At 70.9% G+C, this 19,615-nt stretch carries 20 protein-coding genes, 4 tRNA genes and 2 pseudogenes; 9 read left to right on the top strand and 17 right to left on the bottom strand.

What is annotated here, in order from left to right:
• Window positions 1-140 precede the first annotated feature (140 nt).
• Window positions 141-1,106 (bottom strand): alpha/beta hydrolase, encoded by a 966-nt coding sequence (locus AB0B35_RS32110; RefSeq protein WP_361052578.1) that lies wholly within the window; start codon window positions 1,104-1,106, stop codon window positions 141-143.
• Window positions 1,107-1,211: 105 nt separating this feature from the next.
• Window positions 1,212-2,105 (bottom strand): LysR family transcriptional regulator, encoded by an 894-nt coding sequence (locus tag AB0B35_RS32115; RefSeq protein ID WP_361052581.1) that lies wholly within the window; start codon window positions 2,103-2,105, stop codon window positions 1,212-1,214.
• Between the two features lie 155 nt (window positions 2,106-2,260).
• Here AB0B35_RS32115 and AB0B35_RS32120 point away from each other — a divergent pair, with 155 nt between their 5' ends.
• The 3 genes and pseudogenes from AB0B35_RS32120 to AB0B35_RS32130 all read left to right on the top strand — a co-directional run.
• Entirely contained in the window at window positions 2,261-2,620 is a 360-nt protein-coding gene (locus AB0B35_RS32120; protein WP_361052584.1) for a DUF1801 domain-containing protein, read from the top strand.
• Window positions 2,620-3,012, top strand: a complete 393-nt coding sequence (locus AB0B35_RS32125; protein ID WP_360528765.1) for a VOC family protein — start codon at window positions 2,620-2,622, stop codon at window positions 3,010-3,012. Before AB0B35_RS32120 ends, AB0B35_RS32125 begins: the two co-directional genes overlap by 1 nt.
• Window positions 3,013-3,814: 802 nt before the next feature.
• Window positions 3,815-4,375, top strand: a pseudogene (locus AB0B35_RS32130) (tyrosine-type recombinase/integrase); the annotation flags it as partial.
• 449 nt (window positions 4,376-4,824) lie between these two features.
• Here the strand turns inward: AB0B35_RS32130 and AB0B35_RS32135 are convergent.
• The 6 genes and pseudogenes from AB0B35_RS32135 to AB0B35_RS32160 form a co-directional block, all read right to left on the bottom strand.
• The gene (locus tag AB0B35_RS32135) at window positions 4,825-5,505 is read right to left on the bottom strand and encodes a hypothetical protein (RefSeq protein ID WP_361052587.1); all 681 of its coding nucleotides are present in this window, start codon (window positions 5,503-5,505) and stop codon (window positions 4,825-4,827) included.
• Between the two features lie 43 nt (window positions 5,506-5,548).
• Window positions 5,549-6,388, bottom strand: a pseudogene (locus AB0B35_RS32140) (IS5 family transposase).
• Window positions 6,389-6,605: 217 nt separating this feature from the next.
• Window positions 6,606-6,680 (bottom strand) — tRNA-Val (locus tag AB0B35_RS32145).
• 13 nt (window positions 6,681-6,693) lie between these two features.
• Window positions 6,694-6,764 (bottom strand) — tRNA-Cys (locus AB0B35_RS32150).
• Between the two features lie 27 nt (window positions 6,765-6,791).
• Window positions 6,792-6,864 (bottom strand) — tRNA-Gly (locus AB0B35_RS32155).
• Window positions 6,865-6,959: 95 nt separating this feature from the next.
• On the bottom strand, window positions 6,960-8,042 hold the full coding sequence (locus tag AB0B35_RS32160) for a CapA family protein (protein ID WP_361052590.1): 1,083 nt from the start codon (window positions 8,040-8,042) through the stop codon (window positions 6,960-6,962).
• A 152-nt stretch (window positions 8,043-8,194) separates the two neighbouring features.
• Between AB0B35_RS32160 and AB0B35_RS32165 the strand changes: the two genes are divergently transcribed.
• Window positions 8,195-8,267 (top strand) — tRNA-Gly (locus AB0B35_RS32165).
• A 150-nt stretch (window positions 8,268-8,417) separates the two neighbouring features.
• On the opposite strand, the gene AB0B35_RS32170 is transcribed toward AB0B35_RS32165, so the two are convergent.
• Window positions 8,418-8,963 (bottom strand): RNA 2'-phosphotransferase, encoded by a 546-nt coding sequence (locus tag AB0B35_RS32170; RefSeq protein WP_361052782.1) that lies wholly within the window; start codon window positions 8,961-8,963, stop codon window positions 8,418-8,420.
• Between the two features lie 105 nt (window positions 8,964-9,068).
• On the opposite strand from AB0B35_RS32170, the gene AB0B35_RS32175 reads away from it, so the two are divergent.
• Both AB0B35_RS32175 and AB0B35_RS32180 read left to right on the top strand, forming a co-directional pair.
• Window positions 9,069-9,578, top strand: a complete 510-nt coding sequence (locus tag AB0B35_RS32175; protein ID WP_361052593.1) for a SigE family RNA polymerase sigma factor — start codon at window positions 9,069-9,071, stop codon at window positions 9,576-9,578.
• Complete coding sequence (locus AB0B35_RS32180; RefSeq protein WP_361052596.1) at window positions 9,575-10,936, top strand: hypothetical protein; 1,362 nt, start codon at window positions 9,575-9,577, stop codon at window positions 10,934-10,936. The genes AB0B35_RS32175 and AB0B35_RS32180 overlap by 4 nt, the downstream gene beginning before the upstream one ends.
• Here the strand turns inward: AB0B35_RS32180 and AB0B35_RS32185 are convergent.
• Window positions 10,871-11,257 (bottom strand): hypothetical protein, encoded by a 387-nt coding sequence (locus AB0B35_RS32185; protein ID WP_361052599.1) that lies wholly within the window; start codon window positions 11,255-11,257, stop codon window positions 10,871-10,873. The two genes, AB0B35_RS32180 and AB0B35_RS32185, sit on opposite strands and share 66 nt — an antisense overlap.
• Entirely contained in the window at window positions 11,254-11,706 is a 453-nt protein-coding gene (locus AB0B35_RS32190; RefSeq protein ID WP_361052602.1) for a GNAT family N-acetyltransferase, read from the bottom strand. Before AB0B35_RS32190 ends, AB0B35_RS32185 begins: the two co-directional genes overlap by 4 nt.
• Window positions 11,707-11,776: 70 nt before the next feature.
• On the opposite strand from AB0B35_RS32190, the gene AB0B35_RS32195 reads away from it, so the two are divergent.
• Window positions 11,777-12,001, top strand: a complete 225-nt coding sequence (locus AB0B35_RS32195; protein WP_361052605.1) for a hypothetical protein — start codon at window positions 11,777-11,779, stop codon at window positions 11,999-12,001.
• 57 nt (window positions 12,002-12,058) lie between these two features.
• Here AB0B35_RS32195 and AB0B35_RS32200 read toward each other — a convergent pair whose 3' ends face one another.
• Genes AB0B35_RS32200 through AB0B35_RS32215 form a run of 4 tightly spaced genes read right to left on the bottom strand, consistent with a single transcriptional unit; the run spans window position 12,059 to window position 15,664 of the window.
• A complete protein-coding gene (locus AB0B35_RS32200) occupies window positions 12,059-12,646 on the bottom strand; it encodes an ATP/GTP-binding protein (protein WP_360528798.1) in 588 nt (195 codons plus the stop codon).
• Entirely contained in the window at window positions 12,627-13,016 is a 390-nt protein-coding gene (locus AB0B35_RS32205; protein ID WP_360528801.1) for a DUF742 domain-containing protein, read from the bottom strand. Before AB0B35_RS32205 ends, AB0B35_RS32200 begins: the two co-directional genes overlap by 20 nt.
• Window positions 13,006-13,416, bottom strand: a complete 411-nt coding sequence (locus AB0B35_RS32210; RefSeq protein ID WP_230686981.1) for a roadblock/LC7 domain-containing protein — start codon at window positions 13,414-13,416, stop codon at window positions 13,006-13,008. The genes AB0B35_RS32205 and AB0B35_RS32210 overlap by 11 nt, the downstream gene beginning before the upstream one ends.
• Window position 13,417: 1 nt before the next feature.
• Complete coding sequence (locus AB0B35_RS32215) at window positions 13,418-15,664, bottom strand: nitrate- and nitrite sensing domain-containing protein (RefSeq protein WP_361052608.1); 2,247 nt, start codon at window positions 15,662-15,664, stop codon at window positions 13,418-13,420.
• 322 nt (window positions 15,665-15,986) lie between these two features.
• Between AB0B35_RS32215 and AB0B35_RS32220 the strand changes: the two genes are divergently transcribed.
• Window positions 15,987-16,826, top strand: coding sequence for a hypothetical protein (locus tag AB0B35_RS32220; RefSeq protein ID WP_361052611.1), 840 nt, complete (start codon window positions 15,987-15,989; stop codon window positions 16,824-16,826).
• Window positions 16,827-17,079: 253 nt separating this feature from the next.
• Here the strand turns inward: AB0B35_RS32220 and AB0B35_RS32225 are convergent, their stop codons facing one another.
• Both AB0B35_RS32225 and AB0B35_RS32230 read right to left on the bottom strand, forming a co-directional pair.
• Window positions 17,080-17,661: a hypothetical protein gene (locus AB0B35_RS32225; RefSeq protein ID WP_361052614.1), complete on the bottom strand. Its 582-nt coding sequence runs from the start codon at window positions 17,659-17,661 to the stop codon at window positions 17,080-17,082.
• On the bottom strand, window positions 17,658-18,152 hold the full coding sequence (locus AB0B35_RS32230) for a SigE family RNA polymerase sigma factor (RefSeq protein ID WP_361052618.1): 495 nt from the start codon (window positions 18,150-18,152) through the stop codon (window positions 17,658-17,660). Before AB0B35_RS32230 ends, AB0B35_RS32225 begins: the two co-directional genes overlap by 4 nt.
• A gap of 123 nt (window positions 18,153-18,275) precedes the next feature.
• Between AB0B35_RS32230 and AB0B35_RS32235 the strand changes: the two genes are divergently transcribed.
• Window positions 18,276-19,601, top strand: a complete 1,326-nt coding sequence (locus AB0B35_RS32235) for an SWIM zinc finger family protein (RefSeq protein WP_361052621.1) — start codon at window positions 18,276-18,278, stop codon at window positions 19,599-19,601.
• Window positions 19,602-19,615: the final 14 nt, after the last annotated feature.

Consider the following 19,615-nt stretch of genomic DNA (forward strand, 5'->3'; position numbering starts at 1 on the left):
GCTGGGACACCCCAGCCGAGCGTTTCACCAAACTGCTCAACACCACCAACTAACCAGCAGTGTTGCAACGACCACTGGAATCCACCCGCTCCGCGTTGTAGAAGGTGCCCTTCTTAACGGGCGTCGTGCTGCGGTGCTGGTCAGAGGCCGCTGAGGGTCTGGGTGACGCCGGCAGCGAGCAGGCCGTCGTAGTACGCGCCGCCGGGGTAGTGGGTGGCGGTCGTCGTGCCCGCGACGCCGTCGACGGCCCAGGTGACGGCCAGGGCCCCCAGCGCGGCGACGTTCTGGGCCTGCGGGGTGCCCGAGGTCAGCGTGCACAGGCCGTCGGTGCTGGCACCCTCGGCGTCGCAGTGGCAGCCGGTGCTCAGCCGTACGCCGAGGAACGGGCGGGGCACGTCGTTCGTCAGCTCGACGGTGCCGCTGGCGTTGCTGTTGGCCAGGTACGGCGGCGACGAGATCGCGTACATCGGCAGCGAAGTGGTCTTCAGCCCGTTGAACGCGTTGGCCATGCTCTGCCCGACCGGCGACTTCACCGGGTCGAGCAGCACCAGCGCCTTCACCTTGGCGAACTGGGCCGCGTACGAGGTGCGCAGCCGGTTGGCGACGTACGAGACGACCTCGCCGCCCGCGGAGTGCCCCGACAGTACGTAGCTGCTCGGCAGCGCCAGCCCGGCGCGCCCGGCCCGGGTGCGCGCGTCGGCGAAGCTGCGGCCGAGCTTGTCGGTGCTGTCGGCGGCCTTGCCGAGCAGGTCGGCGACGTTGTCGAGGAAGTCGGTGTTGTTGCCGATGTTGTTGACCGTGCAGCCGTAGAGGTTGGCTGAGGGCAGCGTGGGCGCGAAGACCACGAAGCCCGCCGTGGCGTACTGCTCGGCCAGGTCCTGCAGGTTGCCGTTGCTGCGGGAGAACCCGTGCTGCAGGTAGACCAGGCCGCGCGGGGCGCCGGCCGGGAAGTACCAGTCGGCGCTGGCCTTCATGGTGTAGAACGCGCAGCGGATGTCGACGGTGTTGCTGACCTCGACGACGCCAGGGGCGGCGGACGCGGCGGCCGGTGCGGTGAGGAAGCTGGCGGCCAGCGCCAGGACCAGGGCGGCTCTGCGGAACGACATGGTGCCTCCGGTTTCCCTTGGTGAAACAGCGTTTCCTTTAGGGAAGATTAAGGAGGCTGATCGCCGCGCGGGTCAAGGTCTTCGATGTGCCAAATCGGAGGATGCTCAGTTCGTGGCCGGGGTGTTGGCGTCCGCCGCCGCGCGGACGAACTCGCGCACCCGGGCCGTCGTGTTCGACTCCAGCCACACCGGCCCGCGCTCGATCGGCGGCGCGTCGGAGATCGGCACGTACGCGATGTCCGGCCGCGGGTGGTAGCGCCGCGTCTGCTCGCCGACCGGCAGCACCCCTCGGCCCAGCGCGACCAGCGACAGCATCTCCGAGAACGTCCGGCCCGACGGCCCCTTCGGCACCGGCCGGCCCGACGGCGTGTGCTCGGGCGTGCGGTCGCGTTTGAACTCCGCCGACGTCACCGCCGGGTACTGGACCACCGGGTGGTCGCCGAGCACCTCCAGTGGCACCGACTCCTCCCCGGCCAGCGGATGCGCCGCGGGCACCGCCAGCACCCGCCGCTCGGTCATCAGCGCCGGACCGCACGCCATCCCGTCGAACGGGTACGCCGCGACCAGGATGTCGATCGAGCCGTCCAGCAGGCTCGCCCGCGAGTTGTACAGCTGCACCTCGTGCACCTCGACCTCGCACTCGGGAAACCGGGACGTGAACAGGCCGACCGCCTTGGACAGCACCGGGGCGAGGTACTCACCGAGGAACGCCACCCGCAGCCGCCCCGCCACGCCCCGCCCGGCGTCGACGGCCCGGCGCAGCGCCTCGTCCATCTGCGCCACCAGTGGGGCCAGGTCGTCGGCGAGCTGCCGGCCGATGGCCGTGAGCCGCACGACGCGGCTGGTGCGCTCGAACAGCGGTGCGCCGACACGCCGCTCCAGCTTCTTGACCACGTGGCTGATCCGGCCGGTCGTCACGCCCAGGCGCTCCGCCGTACGCCCGAAGTGCAGCTCCTCGGCCAGCGTCAGGAACGTCTCCAGCTCGTGCCGCTCCAGCATGCCGCCCCCGGTTCGTTGAATACGAGTAAACGATCGTAGTCCGATCATGGCTTGGTCGGACCCGCCGGATGGCGAATCGTAAGAGGTGTCACCGGGTCATCCGGACAGACCGGGAGCGGACCCGCCCCCGACCTCTCGTGGACGAGGAATCCACCATGACGACGAGCATCACCGACTACCTGACCGGTCTCGACGCCGCCCTGCGCGAGGTCGGCGAGCAAGCCCGGCCGGTCATCGACGGCGCCCTGCCCGACGCCGGGAGCGCGATGTGGCACGGCCACCCCGTGTGGGGCCTGGGCGAGAATCCCGGCCGTAGGCCTATCTGCCTGCTGAAGGCGTACACCTCCTATGTCACCTTCGGCCTGTGGCGCGGGCAGGAGATCACCGACCCGTCCGGCCGGCTCGAACCCGGAGCCCGGCAGATGGCCTCGGTGAAGCTGCGCTCGGCCGCCGACATCGACCCCGTCCTGTTCGCCGACTGGCTGCGCCAGGCGCGCGCCCTGGAGGCGAACTGATGCGCGTCAAAGCCTTCGACCACCTGGTCCTCAACGTCACCGACGTCGAACGCGCACTGGGGTTCTACTGCGGGCTGCTCGGCCTCGAACCGGTCCGGGTCGAGCAGTGGCGCGCCGGCCAGGTCGGCTTCCCCTCCGTGCGGGTCACCGCCGACACCATCATCGACCTGGTCCGGCGGCCCCGCGGCGAATCGAACGTCGACCACCTCTGCCTGGTCGTCGACCCCCTGGACTGGCACGCCGTCATCGCCTCCGGCGTGTTCACCGTCCTGGAGGGACCGGTGCAGCGCTTCGGCGCCCGAGGCACCGCCACCTCCCTCTACGTCCAGGACCCCGACCACAACACCGTCGAGCTGCGCTGGTACCCCGCCGACGCCGAACCCCAGCCATGACGGCGAGACGCCCGCCCATCGAGAGAATGGGCGGGCGCCTGCCGGACGCTTCGCACGTGATCAAGCCCGAACTCAGCTCGCTCGCGCCGGCCCCGCCGCGGTCGCGGTCAGGCAGTCTCTTCCCTGTCAAGCAAAGATCACGCACTGTTGATCTCGTAAGATGTGGGTTCTCACCTGCACAAACAGTCCGCTGGTGTGCGTGGTCGTCCGCCGTTGTGCGCCCCGATGGTCACTCAGTTCTGAGGGCCTCGGCGGGTGACACTCGCGGCTAGTGCGGCCCGCCGGGCGGCGCAGCCGGCCCTGAGCAATGAGCCGCCGGAGGCGGCCTAACTGTTCTATGCGCTCCGCCACGGCGGAGCGCGACGCCTACGCCCAGCTGGACGCGACGCCTATAGAGCGGCACTGCGTCAGGACGCTTGTGCACCGACCATGAACGTTCACCGGGTTGATATCGAGTGTATGGCGGAGCTCAGCCGCCGTACCTTGTGCTGAAGTTCATGGTCGGTATCGGTGGCGGACGTGGGTTCGGCGGCGGCTGCCGTGGCTCCTTGTTGACCGGGGTGTTGCGGGCAAAGGAGCGACCGACTGCGGCGTGCAACGCCGATGGCGCTGTTGAGCACTGCTACCACTGCACGATCGGCCGACGGCCGTACGACCCGGCACTTCGATACGACGGGCTGACCTCAGGCGGCCCGCGCCAGCGCGGGCCGGGCCGACCACACCCGGCGTGTCACCAACCCGGTCAACGTTCTTGGTCAGCGCGCTACGCATGCACGAGCGTCGGGCGCGCCGCCGACCCATATCCATACATGCACTTACGTCAGTAGTTGGCGCACGGACGGAGGAACTGCGCGCACTGACCGGGATCACGTGGAACTCGACCGTCCGCCGGCACCACCGTGCATCCACGTGTGGCGCTCGGTTCGCGCTGGTGGAGACACCAAGACGAAGAAGTCACGCCGAACGCTGGCGCTGCCACTGCGCGGCACCGACGCGCTGACTTGCCACAAGACCCAGCAGGAGCACGCGCGCCAGCAGGCAGGCCAGATGTGGCGTGACACCGGCCTGCTCTTCACCTCCAGCGTCGGCACCGCCCTGGACGCCGCCAACGTTCGTCGCGCCTTCCGTCGTGTTGCGAAGTCGGCCGGTCTCGCTCACACAGAGTGGACACCGCGCGAGCTGCGGCACAGCTTCGTGTTGCTGCTGTCCGACAGCGGAATGCGGCTGGAGGACATCGCCGAGCTATGCGGGCACGCGGGTGACGGAAGCCGTTTACCGTCACCAACTGCGCCCGATGCTGCTCAACGGCGCAACGGCTATGGACCAGATCTTCGCCGATGGGAAGGGCGAAGAAGCCGTGTGACTGCGTAGGTAGGGGCCAGCCCTTTGGGATGGCCCCCGCGCGCGGTCTATTGCTGATCTCTACCTTCGCGCCACAGCGTGTGCTGCTTGGCGATTCCGGCCGCGATCTGTCCACCGATCAATACGACACCTACACCCAGAAACAGTGCAGCAGCCCCAACGCCCAGCGGAGTCATATAGCCCTCCGAGCCTGACCAGAGGAGACCTAACCCCACGAGTGCTGATGCCACGCCCAAACCCGCCATGCTCATGGAATCGGCTGGATGCCCTGGTTTCCTCGGCGGGCGATCAGGCTTCGCTGGCGGTGGTGTTGTCATCTCGGCTCCTCTATGCAGGCTGGGATCATCCTGTCCAGCATGGCCGGGCCGGGCAAGAGCGGTCGTACTGTCGCCGATGCGCGCGCAGCATGGCAGCACTTAGTGAGTGTTTGAGAAGGATCGCGACCTGTTTCTACGGGGCTGGCCTGCTGTCGAGGACTTGGTCGGGATGTCCGCCCGAGCTGGCTGGTAAATCCCACGGTGCTGTGATCACGAAGTCCCTGTCGATCGCCTGTACCAGCGCTTCTCCCCGAAGCCCCAATCCGATCCGTTGCGTCCAGACGCGCAGGCCACCGAGAAAGGCGACAAGGTCGCGCTGGACCCCGGCCAGCAGTGCGGGCATGACAGATCGCTCGACGTCGACGTAGAGCCCTGACCCACGGCCGTTGTGGCGATGGGGACCGCCGTCTTGCCAGATGCGCAGCCGTCCGTCGACGAACTCCACCTCGGGGCCTGGGTCATGACCCCACCAGGGCGAGACGTCCGAGAGCACCTGGGCCCAGTCCCGCCAATCCTCCAGACCGGCACAGCAACCCGGTATCACGGTCGTCGCGGTGCCGGTGTCCTGGACTTGCAGACCGCCGGCGACGATCAGGAGTTCCTCGGCCAGCAGCGCGTCCACGGTCTCGGCCGGGCCGGGAGCAGGAGGGACATCGATCTTGTCAGCCAGGATGGCAACGAACAGTCCCAGTTCCTCATCAGTGCAGTCACCGCTCAGCGCCAACCATGAGTATGGGGGCAGCGATGCTACCGGCCATGGAGTCGATTCGTCCCGCGCCGCCGCTACCTCGACGACCGCCTGCAGCGTGATCACCACATCATTCAACCCGACGTGCGGACAACGTCCAGAACAAGGATCAGCCTGTGAGCTGGTCGAGGGTTAGCGCTCTCTGACGGCTTGCGGGCCCGCAGCGGGTGAGGCGGCGGACCATACCGCTGATCGCGGCCCAGCGGATCATGGCTTCGGCGGTGGCGGGGTGACGTTCGTAGTCTCGGGCGAGCCTGCGGTGGGCGGTGAGCCACGCAAACGATCTCTCGGCCACCCAACGGCGGGCGATCACCGCGAACCCTTTCTGGCCAGGTGCTTTGCGCACAATATGCAGGGTGGTACGCAGGATGGGCTGGCACCCACTCGACCAGGAGCCCTGCGAACCCGGCGTCGGCGTAGACGAACCGGACCGGGGTGAACAGGTACAGGCTGAGCAGGGTGGTCTTCGCTCCGTCGCGGTCTTGCACCGAAGCCGCCATCACGCACACAACCAGAAGCAGGCCGAGGGTGTCGGTGACGATGAACCGCTTGCGACCGTTGATCCTCTTGTTCGCGTCGTATCCCCTGGTCAGGAGCGGTACGGTGTCGCCCCCTTTGATGCTCTGGGAGTCGATGACTCCAGCTGACGGCTCCTCCCGACGACCCTGTGCCACACGAATCCGCCGGCGCAGCACGCCCATGATCTGCTCGGTAACCTTGGCCTCTTCCCACCGCACGAAATACCAGTACACGGTCTGCCAGGGTGGGAAGTCGAACGGCAACTGCCGCCACGAGCACCCGGCCCGGACCACGTACAAGATCGCGTCCACGATGTCGCGGCGAGAGTGCTTCTCCGGACGCCACCGGTCTTGACCTGCGGCAGCAGCGGCTCGATTACCGCCCACTGAGCATCGGTAAGGTCCGACGGGTAACGGCGGGAGCGCGGCACGCGATCACTATGGACGAACCCGCACGCACTGAACAACCGGCATACCGATGATCAAGGGTAACTTTTCAAACACTCACTTAAGGAAGGCTTCGGGTCATGCTTGGCTGCACGTGGCTCCGGCGGCTATGACCTCCGCTGCTCCGGACGCCTAGTCACTCAGTTAGTCACTCAGGCATACGCAGAGGGCCTGTCCGTCTAGCGGACAGGCCCTCTGAGCTGGTGGGCGATACTGGGTTTGAACCAGTGACCTCTTCCGTGTCAAGGAAGCGCGCTCCCACTGCGCCAATCGCCCGTGCGGTACTACGAGGTGGAGACGGGATTTGAACCCGTGTACACGGCTTTGCAGGCCGTTGCCTCGCCTCTCGGCCACTCCACCGTGGTGACGCCTTGCGGCGGTTCTCCGAGCGGATGACGAGACTCGAACTCGCGACCCTCACCTTGGCAAGGTGATGCGCTACCAACTGCGCTACATCCGCTTGTCACGCTTGCCCGCCTTCCGGCGTGCTTGCCCAACGGATGAGAACTTTAGCCGGTCCGCAGAGGTCTTGACAAACCGGGGTCCCCCGGCGCGTCACGCAGCGGGGTTCTTCGCCAGCCCGGTGCAGCGTGCGGCCTGGTCAAGCCTGCCCTGGACGGCCTTGAGCGCCGCCCCGGTGACGGGCTTGGGCTGTCCGTTGTTCGCGACGACGCCGGGGGTGAACTGCCGGGTTTTGACCTTCCCGTCCTTGATCGTCACGGTCAGCAGGCCGGTGTCGGTGCTCTTGGAGGTCGAGTACCAGAGGAAGTTGCCCAGGCCGTAGTGCACGTAGGCGCCGCCGAGGAAGCCGTCGGCGAGCAGCACGTGCGCGTGGGTGCCGATGATCAGGTCGGCGCCGGCGTCGGACAGCGCCTTGGCGATGCTCTTCTGGTCGCCGTTGGGGCAGCCCTGGCCCTCGGTGCCCCAGTGCATGAAGGCGATCACCACGTCGGCCTGCGCGCGGGCTGCTTTGACGGCGGCGACGGACAGCTTGCGGTCGAAGGCCATGGCGATGCCGGGCCGGGTGGCGGTGGGTTTCCACTGCTCCTTGAGCTCGTGGACCTGTGACAGGCCGATGACCGCCAGCCGGACGCCCTTCACGGTGACCAGGTGCGGGGCGTACGCCTCGGTGGTGTTGTGCCCCGCGCCCACGATCGGCATCCCGGCGGTCTTCGCGGAGTCGAGGGTGTCGAGCAGGCCGACCTGGCCGTAGTCGAGGGTGTGGTTGTTGGCGATGGAGACCAGGTCGATCCCGGCGGCCTGGATCGCCGCGTACGCCTTCGTCGGCGCCCGGAAGTGGAACTCCTTGGGTTGCGGGGTGCCCCGGTCGGTGACCGCCGTCTCCAGGTTGACCATGGCGAAGTCCGCGGCGCGCAGCTGCTCGGCGTACGGGCCGAAGGCGGTGTCGGGGTTGTTCAGCAGGGGCAGGGTGCGCCCGGTGAAGTGCACGTCACCGGCGAACGCCAGGGTGATCTCCTCGGCCGGCGGGGCGCTGCTGGGCGCGGCGCTGTCGGCGGGCGCGGGCACCGGGGGTGTGCCGGCGGGCTGCCAGACGGCGGGTTCCTCGGCCGAGCAGGCCGCCAGGGCCGCGACGAGGGTCAGGGCGAGGGCGAGGCGCGCGGCGCGGGGGGTCGTCACGGCACGAGGGTACGGGCAGGTGAGGGAGTTTCGCATCACCGTCTCGACCGGGTTCGCGGCGCGGAGGGGGATACCCGGTGGCGGCTGCTCCGGGCGACCCGCTAGAGTTCTGTCCTGTCAGGCAGCGGGCCGCGAGGTCGGCTGAGGGACATGCGGATGTAGCGCAGTTGGTAGCGCATCACCTTGCCAAGGTGAGGGTCGCGAGTTCGAGTCTCGTCATCCGCTCTCTTTTCCACCGCAATCGCCGGGACCCCACGGGTCACCGGCGATTCGCCTTTCCGGGGCCGGTCCGCGGCCGTGATGATCGCCCGACTTGCCCGGCACCTGTGCGTATCTTGAGCCCGCTTTCGCCCACTTGCCAGGCAAGTCGGATGATCATGGCGCGGGTGGGGCTTCGCCGCGGAGGTAGGGGGCCGGGACGGTGTCGGTGAGCCAGACGCCGTTGGCGCTGCGGTAGAAGGTGTGGCCGTCGGCGGCCATGGCGGCGGCGTCGACGATCAGGATCACGGGGGAGCCGTGGCGGCTGCCGACCTTGTGCGCGGTGCCCGTGTCGCCGGACAGGTGCACGTGGTGGCGGGCGCCGCGGTGGACGCCCTCGGCCATGATCGAGTCGAGGTTGCGGCGGGCGGTGCCGTGGTAGAGCAGGGCGGGCGGGGCGATCGGGGTCAGCCCGAGATCCACTTCCACCGAGTGGCCCTGGCTGGCCCGGATCAGGTCGCCTTCGATCGCGAAGCGCTGCTTGTCGTTGTCGGCGACGACGGCGTCGAGGGTGGCGCGGCTGATGCCCTTGCCGTGGGCCCGCAGCGCGGCCAGGAGGGTGTCGATCGGCACCCAGCCGCCGGGGCCGAGGGTGATGCCGATGGTGTCGGGGCGGTGCCGCAGCACGTACGCCAGTTGCTTGCTTATCTTCTTCACGTCCATGTCGCGGCTCACGTTAGCCGCACCCCGCGGATCAGTCGATCGAATAGGTCGCCGGGGCACCCCTCCGCGGAGCCCGCCCGGCGCGTGTACGAGGCGGAGGTGCTGATGACCGACGCCGAGTCGTTCGACGAGTACGCGCGCTCCCGGCTGCCGATGCTGGGCCGGGTCGCGTACCTGCTCACCGGCGACGCCTACCTGGCCGACGACCTGGTGCAGCTGACTCTGCTGCGGCTGGCGTCGCGTTGGGAGCAGGTGTCCGCCGCGCGGGAGCCGGACGCCTACGTGCGCCGGATCCTCTACACCCAGCATGTGTCCTGGTGGCGGCGGGTGCGCCGGGAGGCGCTGCCGGTCGCCGTGCTGCCCGAGCTGGCCGCCGCCGACTTCTCGGGCGAGGCGGCGACCGCGCTGGCGGTGCGCCAGGCGCTGGCCAGGCTCGCCCCGAGGCAGCGGGCGGTGCTGGTGCTGCGCTACTTCGAGGACCTGAGCGAGGCGGAGACGGCGGCGGTGCTCGGCGTCGCGGTCGGCACGGTGAAGAGCCAGACCAGGGACGCGCTGGCGCGGCTGCGGGTGATCGCCCCGGAACTGTCGGGGTCGCTGGCGGAGGTGAACCGGTGAGCGAGACGTTGCGGGAGGCGCTGCGGCGGGCCGCGGAGTCCGCGCCCGCGCCGCGGCTGGGCGAGCAGTTGTGGCGGCGGGGCCGCCGCCGGCGGCAGGTGCGCCGGGCGGTGACGGCGCTGGCCGGGGTGCTGCTGGCGGCCGGGCTAGCGACGCTGCCCGGCCTGGTCGCGGGCAGTGTCGGCCTGCAGCCGGCCGACGGCGGCCCTGCTCCGGCGGCGCTGGGGCGGCCGTATCCGTGGCAGCTGTCGTACGAGCAGGACCTGAACGGGCCGGTGGTGGCGGCGTTCATCGACCCGGGCACGATCTACCTGGAGGCGACCGGGGTGCTGGTGGGCCGCGACGGCTCGTACCGGCTGTTCCCGAAGAACCCGGGTGAGGAGTTCGGTTTCGTCTCGCCGGACGGCCGCCATCTGGCGCGCTGGTCCGAGATCGTGGATCTGACCACGGGGCGCAGCATCCCGACCGTCGACCGGGCCTTGCCGCTGGCGTGGTCGCCGGACGGCCGGCGGCTGCTGCTGGTCGTCGACCGCGACGACGGCTACATCGAGTACCGCGCCGACGGCAGCGAGAGCGACCCCTCGCACCCGGACGACATCGGGTACTTCGACCTGGACACCGGCAAGACGACGTTCCTGCTGACCACCGACGCGGACACCCCGAAGGGAGTGTTCTCGCCGGACGGGCAGCGGGTCGCGGTCACCACCGGCAAGCACTCCCAGCCGCAGCGGCTGGTGGTCGTCGACCTGGCCACCGGGACGCCGAACCTCCTGGACGAGCTGACCGACCGGCAGCGGCTGGCCGGGGAGGCGGCGTGGACGCCCGACGGCCGCTCGGTCGTGCTGCTGGCCTCGGAAGGGTGCGCCTGGGCGGACTGCGACACGGGCATGGGCAGCCTGCAGGGCTGGCGGATGCAGTACGTGGACCCGGTCACCGGCAAGGTCACCGACGGGGCCGGCACCGCACGTCAGGGTCGACCGGCCGGGCTCGTGGGCTGGCGGAACGGCGCGCCGGTGTTCGTGCACTGGGGTGCCGACACCGACGAGCCGGAGAAGCTGGTGGTGGCCGAGGCGGACGGCTCGGCTCGGGTGCTGCTGACCCTGGCCGGGGGCTCCGGCGCGCTGAACGTGCCCCGGGACCTGGTCGAGCGCGGGACGTTCACCAGTCACTCGGCGAACCCGCTGGCCGCCCAGCCGTGGGTGTTCGGCTGCCTGCTGGCCTGTCTGACGCCGCCGGTGCTGCTGGTGTTGCTGCTGCGCCGCCGCAGGCGGGCCGTACGGGCGGCAGCGGGGTCAGGGGTAGGGCAGGGTGCGGGGCCCGACGATCTGCGCGCCGAGGGCGGTGACACGGTCGCGTAGACCGCGGTCGGCGGTGGCGACGACGATGGTGGGACGCAACGCGGTCTCCTGGCGTACCAGGTCGACGATGGCGTCGTCGCCGCTGCGGGGCGCGGCGAGCACGTGTACCCGGGGGGTGTCGGCGACGCCACGGGCCGCGCCCTCGACGACGAGCACGACGTCCAGCGGGCCGGGCAGTTGCGGCAGGCCGTCGTCGGCGATGCGGGCGACCGCGTCGCGCAGCCGGGTGGCGGCCCCGCGGCGGTCGCGCCACCAGCCGTCGGGCACGGAGCCGACGACGTTGGCGGCGTCGACGACGAGCAGCGGGCGGGGCGCGGTCACAGTGCCAGTTTCATACCCAGGTGCGTGGCCTCGAAGCCCAAACCCTCGTAGAAGCGGTGCGCGTCGGTGCGGGAGCGGTCGGTGGTGAGCTGGACCAGGCCGCAGCCCTGGGCACGGGCGTGGTCGATCGCCCACTGGACCAGCTGCCGGCCGGTGCCGTGGCCGCGCTGGCCGGCGCGTACCCGTACGGCCTCGATCAGGGCCCGGCTCATGCCGCGGCGGCTGAGCCCCGGGATGACGGTGACCTGCAGCGTGCCGACGACCTCGCCGCCGCGTTCGGCGACGGCCAGCAGCTGGTGCGGGTCGGCGTCGATCGCGGCGAAAGCCATGGCGTACGCGGGATCGGCCGGGTCGCCCTCACGGGTCGCGCCGAGCGGGTCGTCGGCGAGCATCGCGACGATGACGGGCACGTCGGCGAGCGCGGCCCGGCGAATCTCAAGATCATCCACAGGCGCGACGGTAGCAGAATGCCGACGTAGTGCGGACCCACCGTGGCGCGTGCCCTCTACGCTGGCGCGCATGGAACGTATCTCTCGTGTTTGGGCCGCGTTGGTGGCCGGTTTCCTGGCCAGTGTCCTCGTGCCCGCGGTCGCGTGGGCCGAGGAGTCCGGCGTCGCCGACGTGGTGCGCAAGAAGAAGGGCATCAGTTTCGGCTTCGGCGGCATCTTCGGGCTGATCTGCTGCCTCGTCGTCATCGCGATCATCGTCGGCGTGGTCTTCCTGGTGATCCGCCGCAAGAAGTGAACGCGAAGACGCCGGCAGGCGCGCGCGGGGCGCACCTGCCGGCGTCTGTCGTGCAGGTCAGGCCGGGACGGAGCTGCGGACCATCGTCAGCACGTGCTCGACCAGCGTGATCAGCACGTTCTTCACCGACATCCGGTCGCGGGCGTCGGTGAGCAGCACCGGCACGTGGCCGTCCACGTCCAGCGCCTCGCGCACCTGCTCGGCGGTGTAGCGCTGGTCGTTGTCGAAGCAGTTCACCGCGATGACGAACGGCGTGTTGCGCTGCTCGAAGTAGTCGATCGCGGCGAACGAGTCGGCCAGCCGCCGGGTGTCGGCCAGCACCACCGCGCCCAGCGCGCCGGTGGCCAGCTCGTCCCACAGGAACCAGAACCGGTTCTGCCCGGGGGTGCCGAACAGGTACAGCACCAGGCTCGGGTTGATGGTGATCCGGCCGAAGTCCATCGCCACCGTCGTGGTGGTCTTGGTGGCGACCCCGGTGGTGTCGTCGGTGCCGACGCCCGCGGTGGTCAGCACTTCCTCGGTCCGCAGTGGAGCGATCTCACTGACCGCGCCGACCAGGGTGGTCTTGCCGGCGCCGAAGCCTCCGGCGACCAGGATCTTGAGCGCCTGGGGGACCGGTGCCGTTTCAGAGCGCACGGAGTCCATGGATCACCGCCTGCAGGGTTTCGACGTTGGGGAGATGGTCTGTGGGGGGAGGATCGTAGCGGGCGATCAGCCCGTCCGAAAGCAGATCACACAGCAGCACACGGACGACACCCAGGGGCAGGTCCACGCGGGAGGCCACCTCGGCCACCGCGCGGGGCTCCTGGGTCAGCGCCAGGATCGCCTGGTGCTCCGGGCTGGGGGTGTCCGCGGCGAGCGTCGCCGTGGCCACCAGGTAGGTGATCAGGTCGAAGTCGACGGTGACGGGCCGGACCCGCCCGCCGGTGACCATGTAGGGGCGCACCACCGGGCCGGCCTCGTGATCCCACCAGGCCGGGCCTTCCTCGACACCGTCGAGCGGGTCAGTGGACATCGGTGCCCGGCCGGGACGGTGTGGCCAGGTGCGTGCCCACGCGGGTCGCCAGCATGGCCATCTCGTACGCCAGGATGCCCAGGTCGCTGTCCGGGTCGGCCAGCACCGCCAGGCAGGAGCCCTGCCCGGCCGTGCTCACCAGCAGGAACGCCTCTTCCATCTCGACGATGGTCTGGCGCACCTGGCCGCCCTTGAAGCGCTGGCCGGTGGCGGTGGCGAGACTGGAGAACCCGGACGCGACCGCCGACAGGTGCTCGGCGTCGTCGCGGGACAGTCCGCTGGAGGCTCCGGTGAGCAGGCCGTCGACGGAGAGCACGACGGCGCAGCGGGCCTGTGGCACTCGGGCGAGCAGGTCGTCGAGCAGCCAGTCGGTCGCGGGTCGGGTCGTCGTCGGTACCACGTCAGGCACGTCCTTCCAGGGTGGAGCTGTCTTCCATACCGGCGCTGTCTTGCGGGGTCTGTGCTGTGGCGGGTTCGTCCCCGCTGGGGGTGCTCTCGGTGCTGGCCTTCGCACGCCCGCGCACGGTACCCGACTGGAACGCGGACATCATCGTCCGGACCTGGTCGGCGCTGCGCTGGCGGGGGACCGGGGCGGACTCGCCGAGGGAGATCGTGGTCTCCTCGGCGGCGGGGGCGGTCTCGACGCTCGCCTTGCGCACCCGCTTGGGCAACACCGTGGTGGTCTCGTCGCCGCCGCCGTTGCCCAGGTCGACGGTCTGCTCCTCGACCGGCGCGGCCGCGGCCGCCTCGACCGCGCGGGGGGCGCGCGGGGCGAAGATGCCCAGCGGCTCAGCCTTGTCGGTCGGGTCGGTCAGGGCCAGCTCGGCGGGGATGACCACGACGGCCGTGATGCCGCCGTACGACGACGAGCGCAGCCGCACGGTGATGCCCTGCCGGGCGGCCAGCCGGGCGACCACGAGCAGGCCCAGGCGGGAGCTGCTGGCGGGGTCGAACGCGGGCGGCTCGGCGAGCTTGCCGTTGGCCTCGGCCAGCTCGGCGTCGCTCATGCCCAGGCCGCGGTCCTCGACATGCAGGGCGAGGCCGTTGCCGACCTGCTCGGCGAATACCCGCACCCGGGTGTGCGGCGGGGCGAACGAGGTGGAGTTCTCCAGCAGCTCGGCCAGCAGGTGGATGACGTCGCCGACGGCCCGGCCCACGATCTTCACGTCGGGCAGGCGGTCGATGGTGACCCGCTGGTAGTCCTCGATCTCGGAGGTCGCGCCGCGCACCACGTCGATGACCGGCACCGGGTGCCGCCAGCCGCGGCCGGGAGCCGCGCCGGCGAGGATGACCAGCGCCTCGGCGTGGCGGCGCATGCGGGTGGCCATGTGGTCGAGCCGGAACAGGTCTTCCAGCTCCTGCGGCTCGGTGGTGCGCCGCTCCATCCGGTCGAGCAGGGTCAGCTGGCGGTGCAGCAGCGCCTGCGAACGGCGGGCGATGTTGAGGAAGACCTCGCTGATGCCGCGGCGCAGCACGGCCTCGTCGACGGCGGCGCGCACCGCGGTGCGCTGCACCGCGCCGAAGGCGTGGCCGACCTGGCCGACCTCGTCGGTGCCGACGGCGACCAGCGGCACGTCGGTCAGCGAAGGGTCGTTGACCAGCGCGCCGGGCTGGCGCAGCGCGGCGATGGCGCGAGGCAGGCGCTCGTGGGCGACCTCGAGGGCCGACACGCGCAGGCGCTCCAGGCGGCGGACCACGGAGCGGCCGGTGCGCAGGGCCAGGACCAGGGAGATCGCCGCGCAGAGCAGGCCGAGCAGGGCGGCGACGATGGTCTGCGCGAAGGCCGCGATGCCCAGCTCGTTGGCCAGGTCGGAGGTCGCCCCGGCGGCCGCGCCCTCGGTGGCGTCGAGCTGCTTGTAGATGGCGTCGTTGGTGCTGCGCCAGATCGCGGCGTCGATCAGGACCTTGCCGGGACGCGTGGTGGAGAGCGTCTCCTCCATGGCGTACAGGGTGCGGTAGGTCTCGCTGTCGAAGATCTGCCGGAACTGCTCGTTGTGCGGCGAGGGCAGCGAGCCCAGCGCCTCGTCGTGGACCTGGCGGCGGGCGCCGATGGTGCGCAGCAGGTAGTTCTGCTCGGCGACGGTGACCTTGCCGTCGACGACGACGCTGGTGATGACGGCGTCCTCGCGGGCCATCATCTCGCGGGCGCGGCTGATCGCGAAGATGCCGTGGGCGAGTTCGGCCAGGTCGGGGTCGGCCAGCTTGGTCATCGGGGTGAAGGCCCGGTAGAGCGTGTCGACGATCGTGGAGTAGTCGCGCACGACCCCGGCGGGCTCGGCCTTGCCGCTGTCGACGTCCAGGCGCAGCTGGGGCAGCTTGTTCAGGGCGGCGACGAAGGCGTCGACGTTCTGGAGCTGGTCGGCGGGCAGTTCGTCGCGCAGCTTGCTGCTGCTCAGGCTGCCGCGGAACTGCTGCTCGCGCTCGTCGGTGGCCTTGCGCTGGTCGCCGAGCACGGTCGAGCCGGGCTTCTCGGCGACCGACAGCCGCCGCTCCTTCTGGATCTCGACCATGAGGCGCTCGCCGAAGCCGCCGAAGACCTGCTCGTAGTTGCGCGCGGCCAGCAGGTTCAGCGCGTCGCCCGCGCTGACCGCCACTCCGAAGACGGAGAGGCCGGTGATCGCCACCAATGGCACCACTGCCAGGGTCATGATCTTGGCGCGAATGCTCCAGCCACGGTTTCTCACACTGACCACGTCCAAGGTACGGCTCACCGCGACGTCACCATCGTGTCCCGGGGGCCAACCGGTGCACGAAGCGGAACCATGACACGCCACAGGTCGCTATCTGACAATGCCTCCGGGCAGTGAACCTAGTCGGCTCTTGAGTTCCTGTCCACTGCGGTGGATGTCCATTGTGGACAAGGTCACTTATGGCGATGGAGTGCTTGCTTTGGGTGCACCGGCTTGGCACGGTCGTCGGCCGCCCGGCACACTGTCGCACGGATTCGGCCTCATACCTGGAGGGTCATCGATGGGCGACATCGTCACCGTGGTCTCGGCGGCACTGTCCGTGCTCGGCGCGATCGTCGCCGGCGTCATGACCACCTGGTCGGCGCGCCGCAACGCCATGTTCGAGCACCGGCTGGCGGCCGAACGCCACGAGGCCAGCAAGGCCGAGCAGGCGCAGGAGGTGATCAGCCGCTACCGCGAGCCGCTGCTGCTGGCCGCGTTCAACCTGCAGTCGCGCCTGCACAACGCCGTCGGCGGCGTCTACATGCGCGAATACCTGAACCACCCGGACGAGGACGAGCGCCGCTACGCCCGCGACTACACCGTCTACGTGCTGGCCGACTACTTCTGCTGGGTCGAGATCATCCGGCGTGACCTGCGCTTCCTCGACCTCGGTGACGAGGACAGCAACCGCACCTTCCACCGGCACCTCAACCTGGTCGGCTCCGCGTTCTCCTCGTTGAAGCTGCCGGGCGACCACTTCCGCCTGTTCAAGGGGCAGCAACGCGCCATCGGCGAGCTGATGATCGTCAGCACCGGCGGCCGGGCCGACAGCATGACCTACCCGGCGTTCTGCTCGCAGCTGGACAACAGCGACGAGTTCCGCCGTTGGTTCCGCCGCCTGGTCGACGACGTCGCGGAGGTCGTCGCGCAGGACTGGGCGGGCAACGAACGGCTGATCCGGGCCCAGCACGCGCTGATCGACCTGATCGACTTCCTGGACCCCGCGCGCACCCGGCTGCCCGACGACCGCGCCAAGCTGCTCGAACCCCCACCGGTGCCGCAGCCAGGCGTGGCAATGCAGGCCTCGCCCGGCGGAGTCTGGGCCGGCCCGGAACCGGGCAGTCCAGGCTCGGTGTAGCCCGAGTCGGTCCTGCGCCGGGCGACCATCGCCACGCCTGCCGGTGGAAACGGGAACGTCCGCCCGGCGCCGGACGGACCCTCCCGCCCGCGTCCTGACACGACGCGGTACGAATACGCCTGCGGCCACGTCTGGCCGCCATGTGACGGATCAGCGGCCGGGAACGGCCGCGGTGTGGCGGAACGGTTCGGCGACCGGGAACAGTCGCAGTGTCGCGAGGCGGTTCAGCGGCCGGCCAGGCGCGGCCGGCCTGTCACTGCGCGGCGAGGTCCGGGCGTTGCGAAGCGTTCGGGTCGGCGGGCAGCACCGGCGGTGAACCAGCCGCCACCCAGGCCGCACAGACCGCGTCCGCGGTGGCCGTGGCCTGCGCGGGCGTCAGCCGCTCCGTGTCGACCAGGCAGGAGCCGCCGGTCACCGTCACCGTCAACGTGCCACCGGAGGCCAGCGGCAGCACCAGCGTGCCGCCCTCGCCCCAGCCGAGGTCCATCGGCAGTTCGGCCAGCGCGACCCCGGCCGGCAGCGCACCCGCCACGGCGTCTACCGCGCTGCCCAGCGGGAAGCCCACGGCCAGCTGCGAGCCGGCGTTCGGGTCGAACACCGGCTCCGGCGACGGCGACACCTGCGCGGTGACCTGCGCGGGCGGTGCGCTCGGCCAGACCGCCACGGCGACCGCCCCGGCCAGCAGCGGCGTCAGCGCGAGCGCGCCGATCACCGCGTATCGGCGGTTGCGGCGGCGCACCCCGCGCCGCTCGATGTCAGCCGTGCCGCCGGGCAGGTCCGGTTCGTCGGCGACCAGCGTGGACAGGGCCGATCGGACGTCCTCGTCTTCGCTCATGCGGGTTCTCCTTCCAGGGCGCCGGAGCGTGCCAGCGCCTCGCGTAGGTGCGCCAGGCCACGGGAGGCCTGACTCTTGACGTTGCCCGTGCTGCACCCCAGCGCCGCCGCGGTCTGCTCGACCGACAGGTCCTCCCAGTAGCGCAGCACCACGACCGCGCGCTGCGACGGGTGCAACTGCGCCAGCGCCCGCAACAGGACGTCGCGGGTGCCGTCGTCGTGCGGGTCGGCGACCGCCGTGTCGGGCAGGTCGGCGGTGGCCACCTCGCGCCGCCACTTGCGGCGGTGCGTGGCTAGGTAGCCGTTGACGAGCATGCGGCGCACGTACGGGTCGACGTCGCCGCCGGCCCGCACCCGCCGCCAGTGCACGAACAGCCCGGCCAGGGCGTCCTGGACCAGGTCGTCGGCCTGGTGCCAGTCCCCGCACAGCAGGTACGCCGTGCGGCGCAGGGCGGCCCGCCGGGAGCCGGCGTACTCGCGGAAGTCGTTCATCCGCCCTCCGGTCGGTGGTCTTGTTCGTGACTGTCGCTCATGCCGACTTCATGCGAACAGGTGGCGCGTGGGTTGCACGGGCCGCGACCGTCGTTGTCGGACGGGGTGGCTACGGTGGCGCGCATGTCCGAACCGACCGAGCCGCCCTGGACCGCCGAACAGGTTCAGGGGCTGGCCCCCGACGCGTCGAGTTTCGCCGCGGCCCGCAAACTCGCCGGGGCGTCCGGCTGGAGTGCCACCGGCCACGGCGGCACCCCGGCGGGGCTGTGGGGCCTGTGCAAGGGCAGCGGCAGCACGCCGTACCAGATCTGCGTGGATCTGGACGAGCCCGCCTACCGCTGCTCCTGCCCGAGCCGCAAGTTCCCCTGCAAACACGCGCTCGCGCTGCTGCTGCGCTGGTCGTCGGGCCAGGTCGCGGCCGACGAGCCCCCGCAGTTCATGACCGACTGGACCACCTCCCGCGGGGCCCGCGCCGAGAAGAAGGCCCAGCAGGCCGCCGCGCCGCGCACCGAGGCCCAGGAGCGGGCCGCGCAGCGCCGCGCCGACAAACGCGCCGAGTCCGTCGCCGCGGGCATCGCCGAGCTGCGCACCTGGCTGTCCGATCAGGTCCGGCACGGCATCGCCGGGCTCGACCAGGCCGGCTACCGCCCGTTCGAGCAGGTCGCGGCCCGGCTCGTCGACGCCCAGGCCCCGGGTCTGGCCGGTGCGGTGCGCCGCCTGGCCCCGGTGCCCAGCTCCGGGCCCGGCTGGGAGCAGCGCCTGCTGGCCGAGCTGTCACTGCTGCACCTGCTGTCGGGCGCCGCCGCGAATCCCGAGGCGCTGCCGGAGGACCTGGCCGCGACCGTGCAGAGCCGCGTCGGCCAGGCCGTGCCCACCGAGCAGGTCCTGGCCTCAGCCCCGGTGCGCGACCGGTGGCAGGTCGTCGGCACCCGCGACGACACCGAGGACAAGCTGACCAGCCGCCGGGTATGGCTGCGCGGCCGCGACACCGGACGCCCCGCGCTGGTGCTGTCGTTCGCGATGCCCGGCCAGGCCCTGCCCGTCGACCTCGTGCTCGGCACCGAACTCGACGCCGAACTGACCTATTACCCCGGTGCGGCCCCACTGCGGGCCCTGATCGCCGCGCGTCACGGCGCACCCGCGCCGTGCCCGGCACCCGGCCCGGCGCAGACCGTCGCGCAGGCGCTCGACGAGGTCGGCGCCGCGCTGGCCGGCGACCCGTGGCTGTTCCAGTGGCCGGTGCTGGTGCGCGGCGTGCTCGCCCCCGGCACCCCCTGGCACCTGGTCGACCCCGACGGCGACGCGCTGCCCCTGGACCCGGCGCTCGGCGAGCCGTGGCGGCTGGCCGCCGTCGCGGGCGGACACGAGATCACCCTCGCCGCCGAGTGGGGACCCGCCGGGCTGCGGCCGCTCGCGGTGTACGACGGCACGGAGGTGGTCCGCGCATGACTCCCTATATCTAC

The sequence above is a fragment of the Catellatospora sp. NPDC049133 genome, assembly GCF_040648455.1.
Classification (GTDB): Bacteria; Actinomycetota; Actinomycetes; order Mycobacteriales; family Micromonosporaceae; genus Catellatospora; species Catellatospora aurea.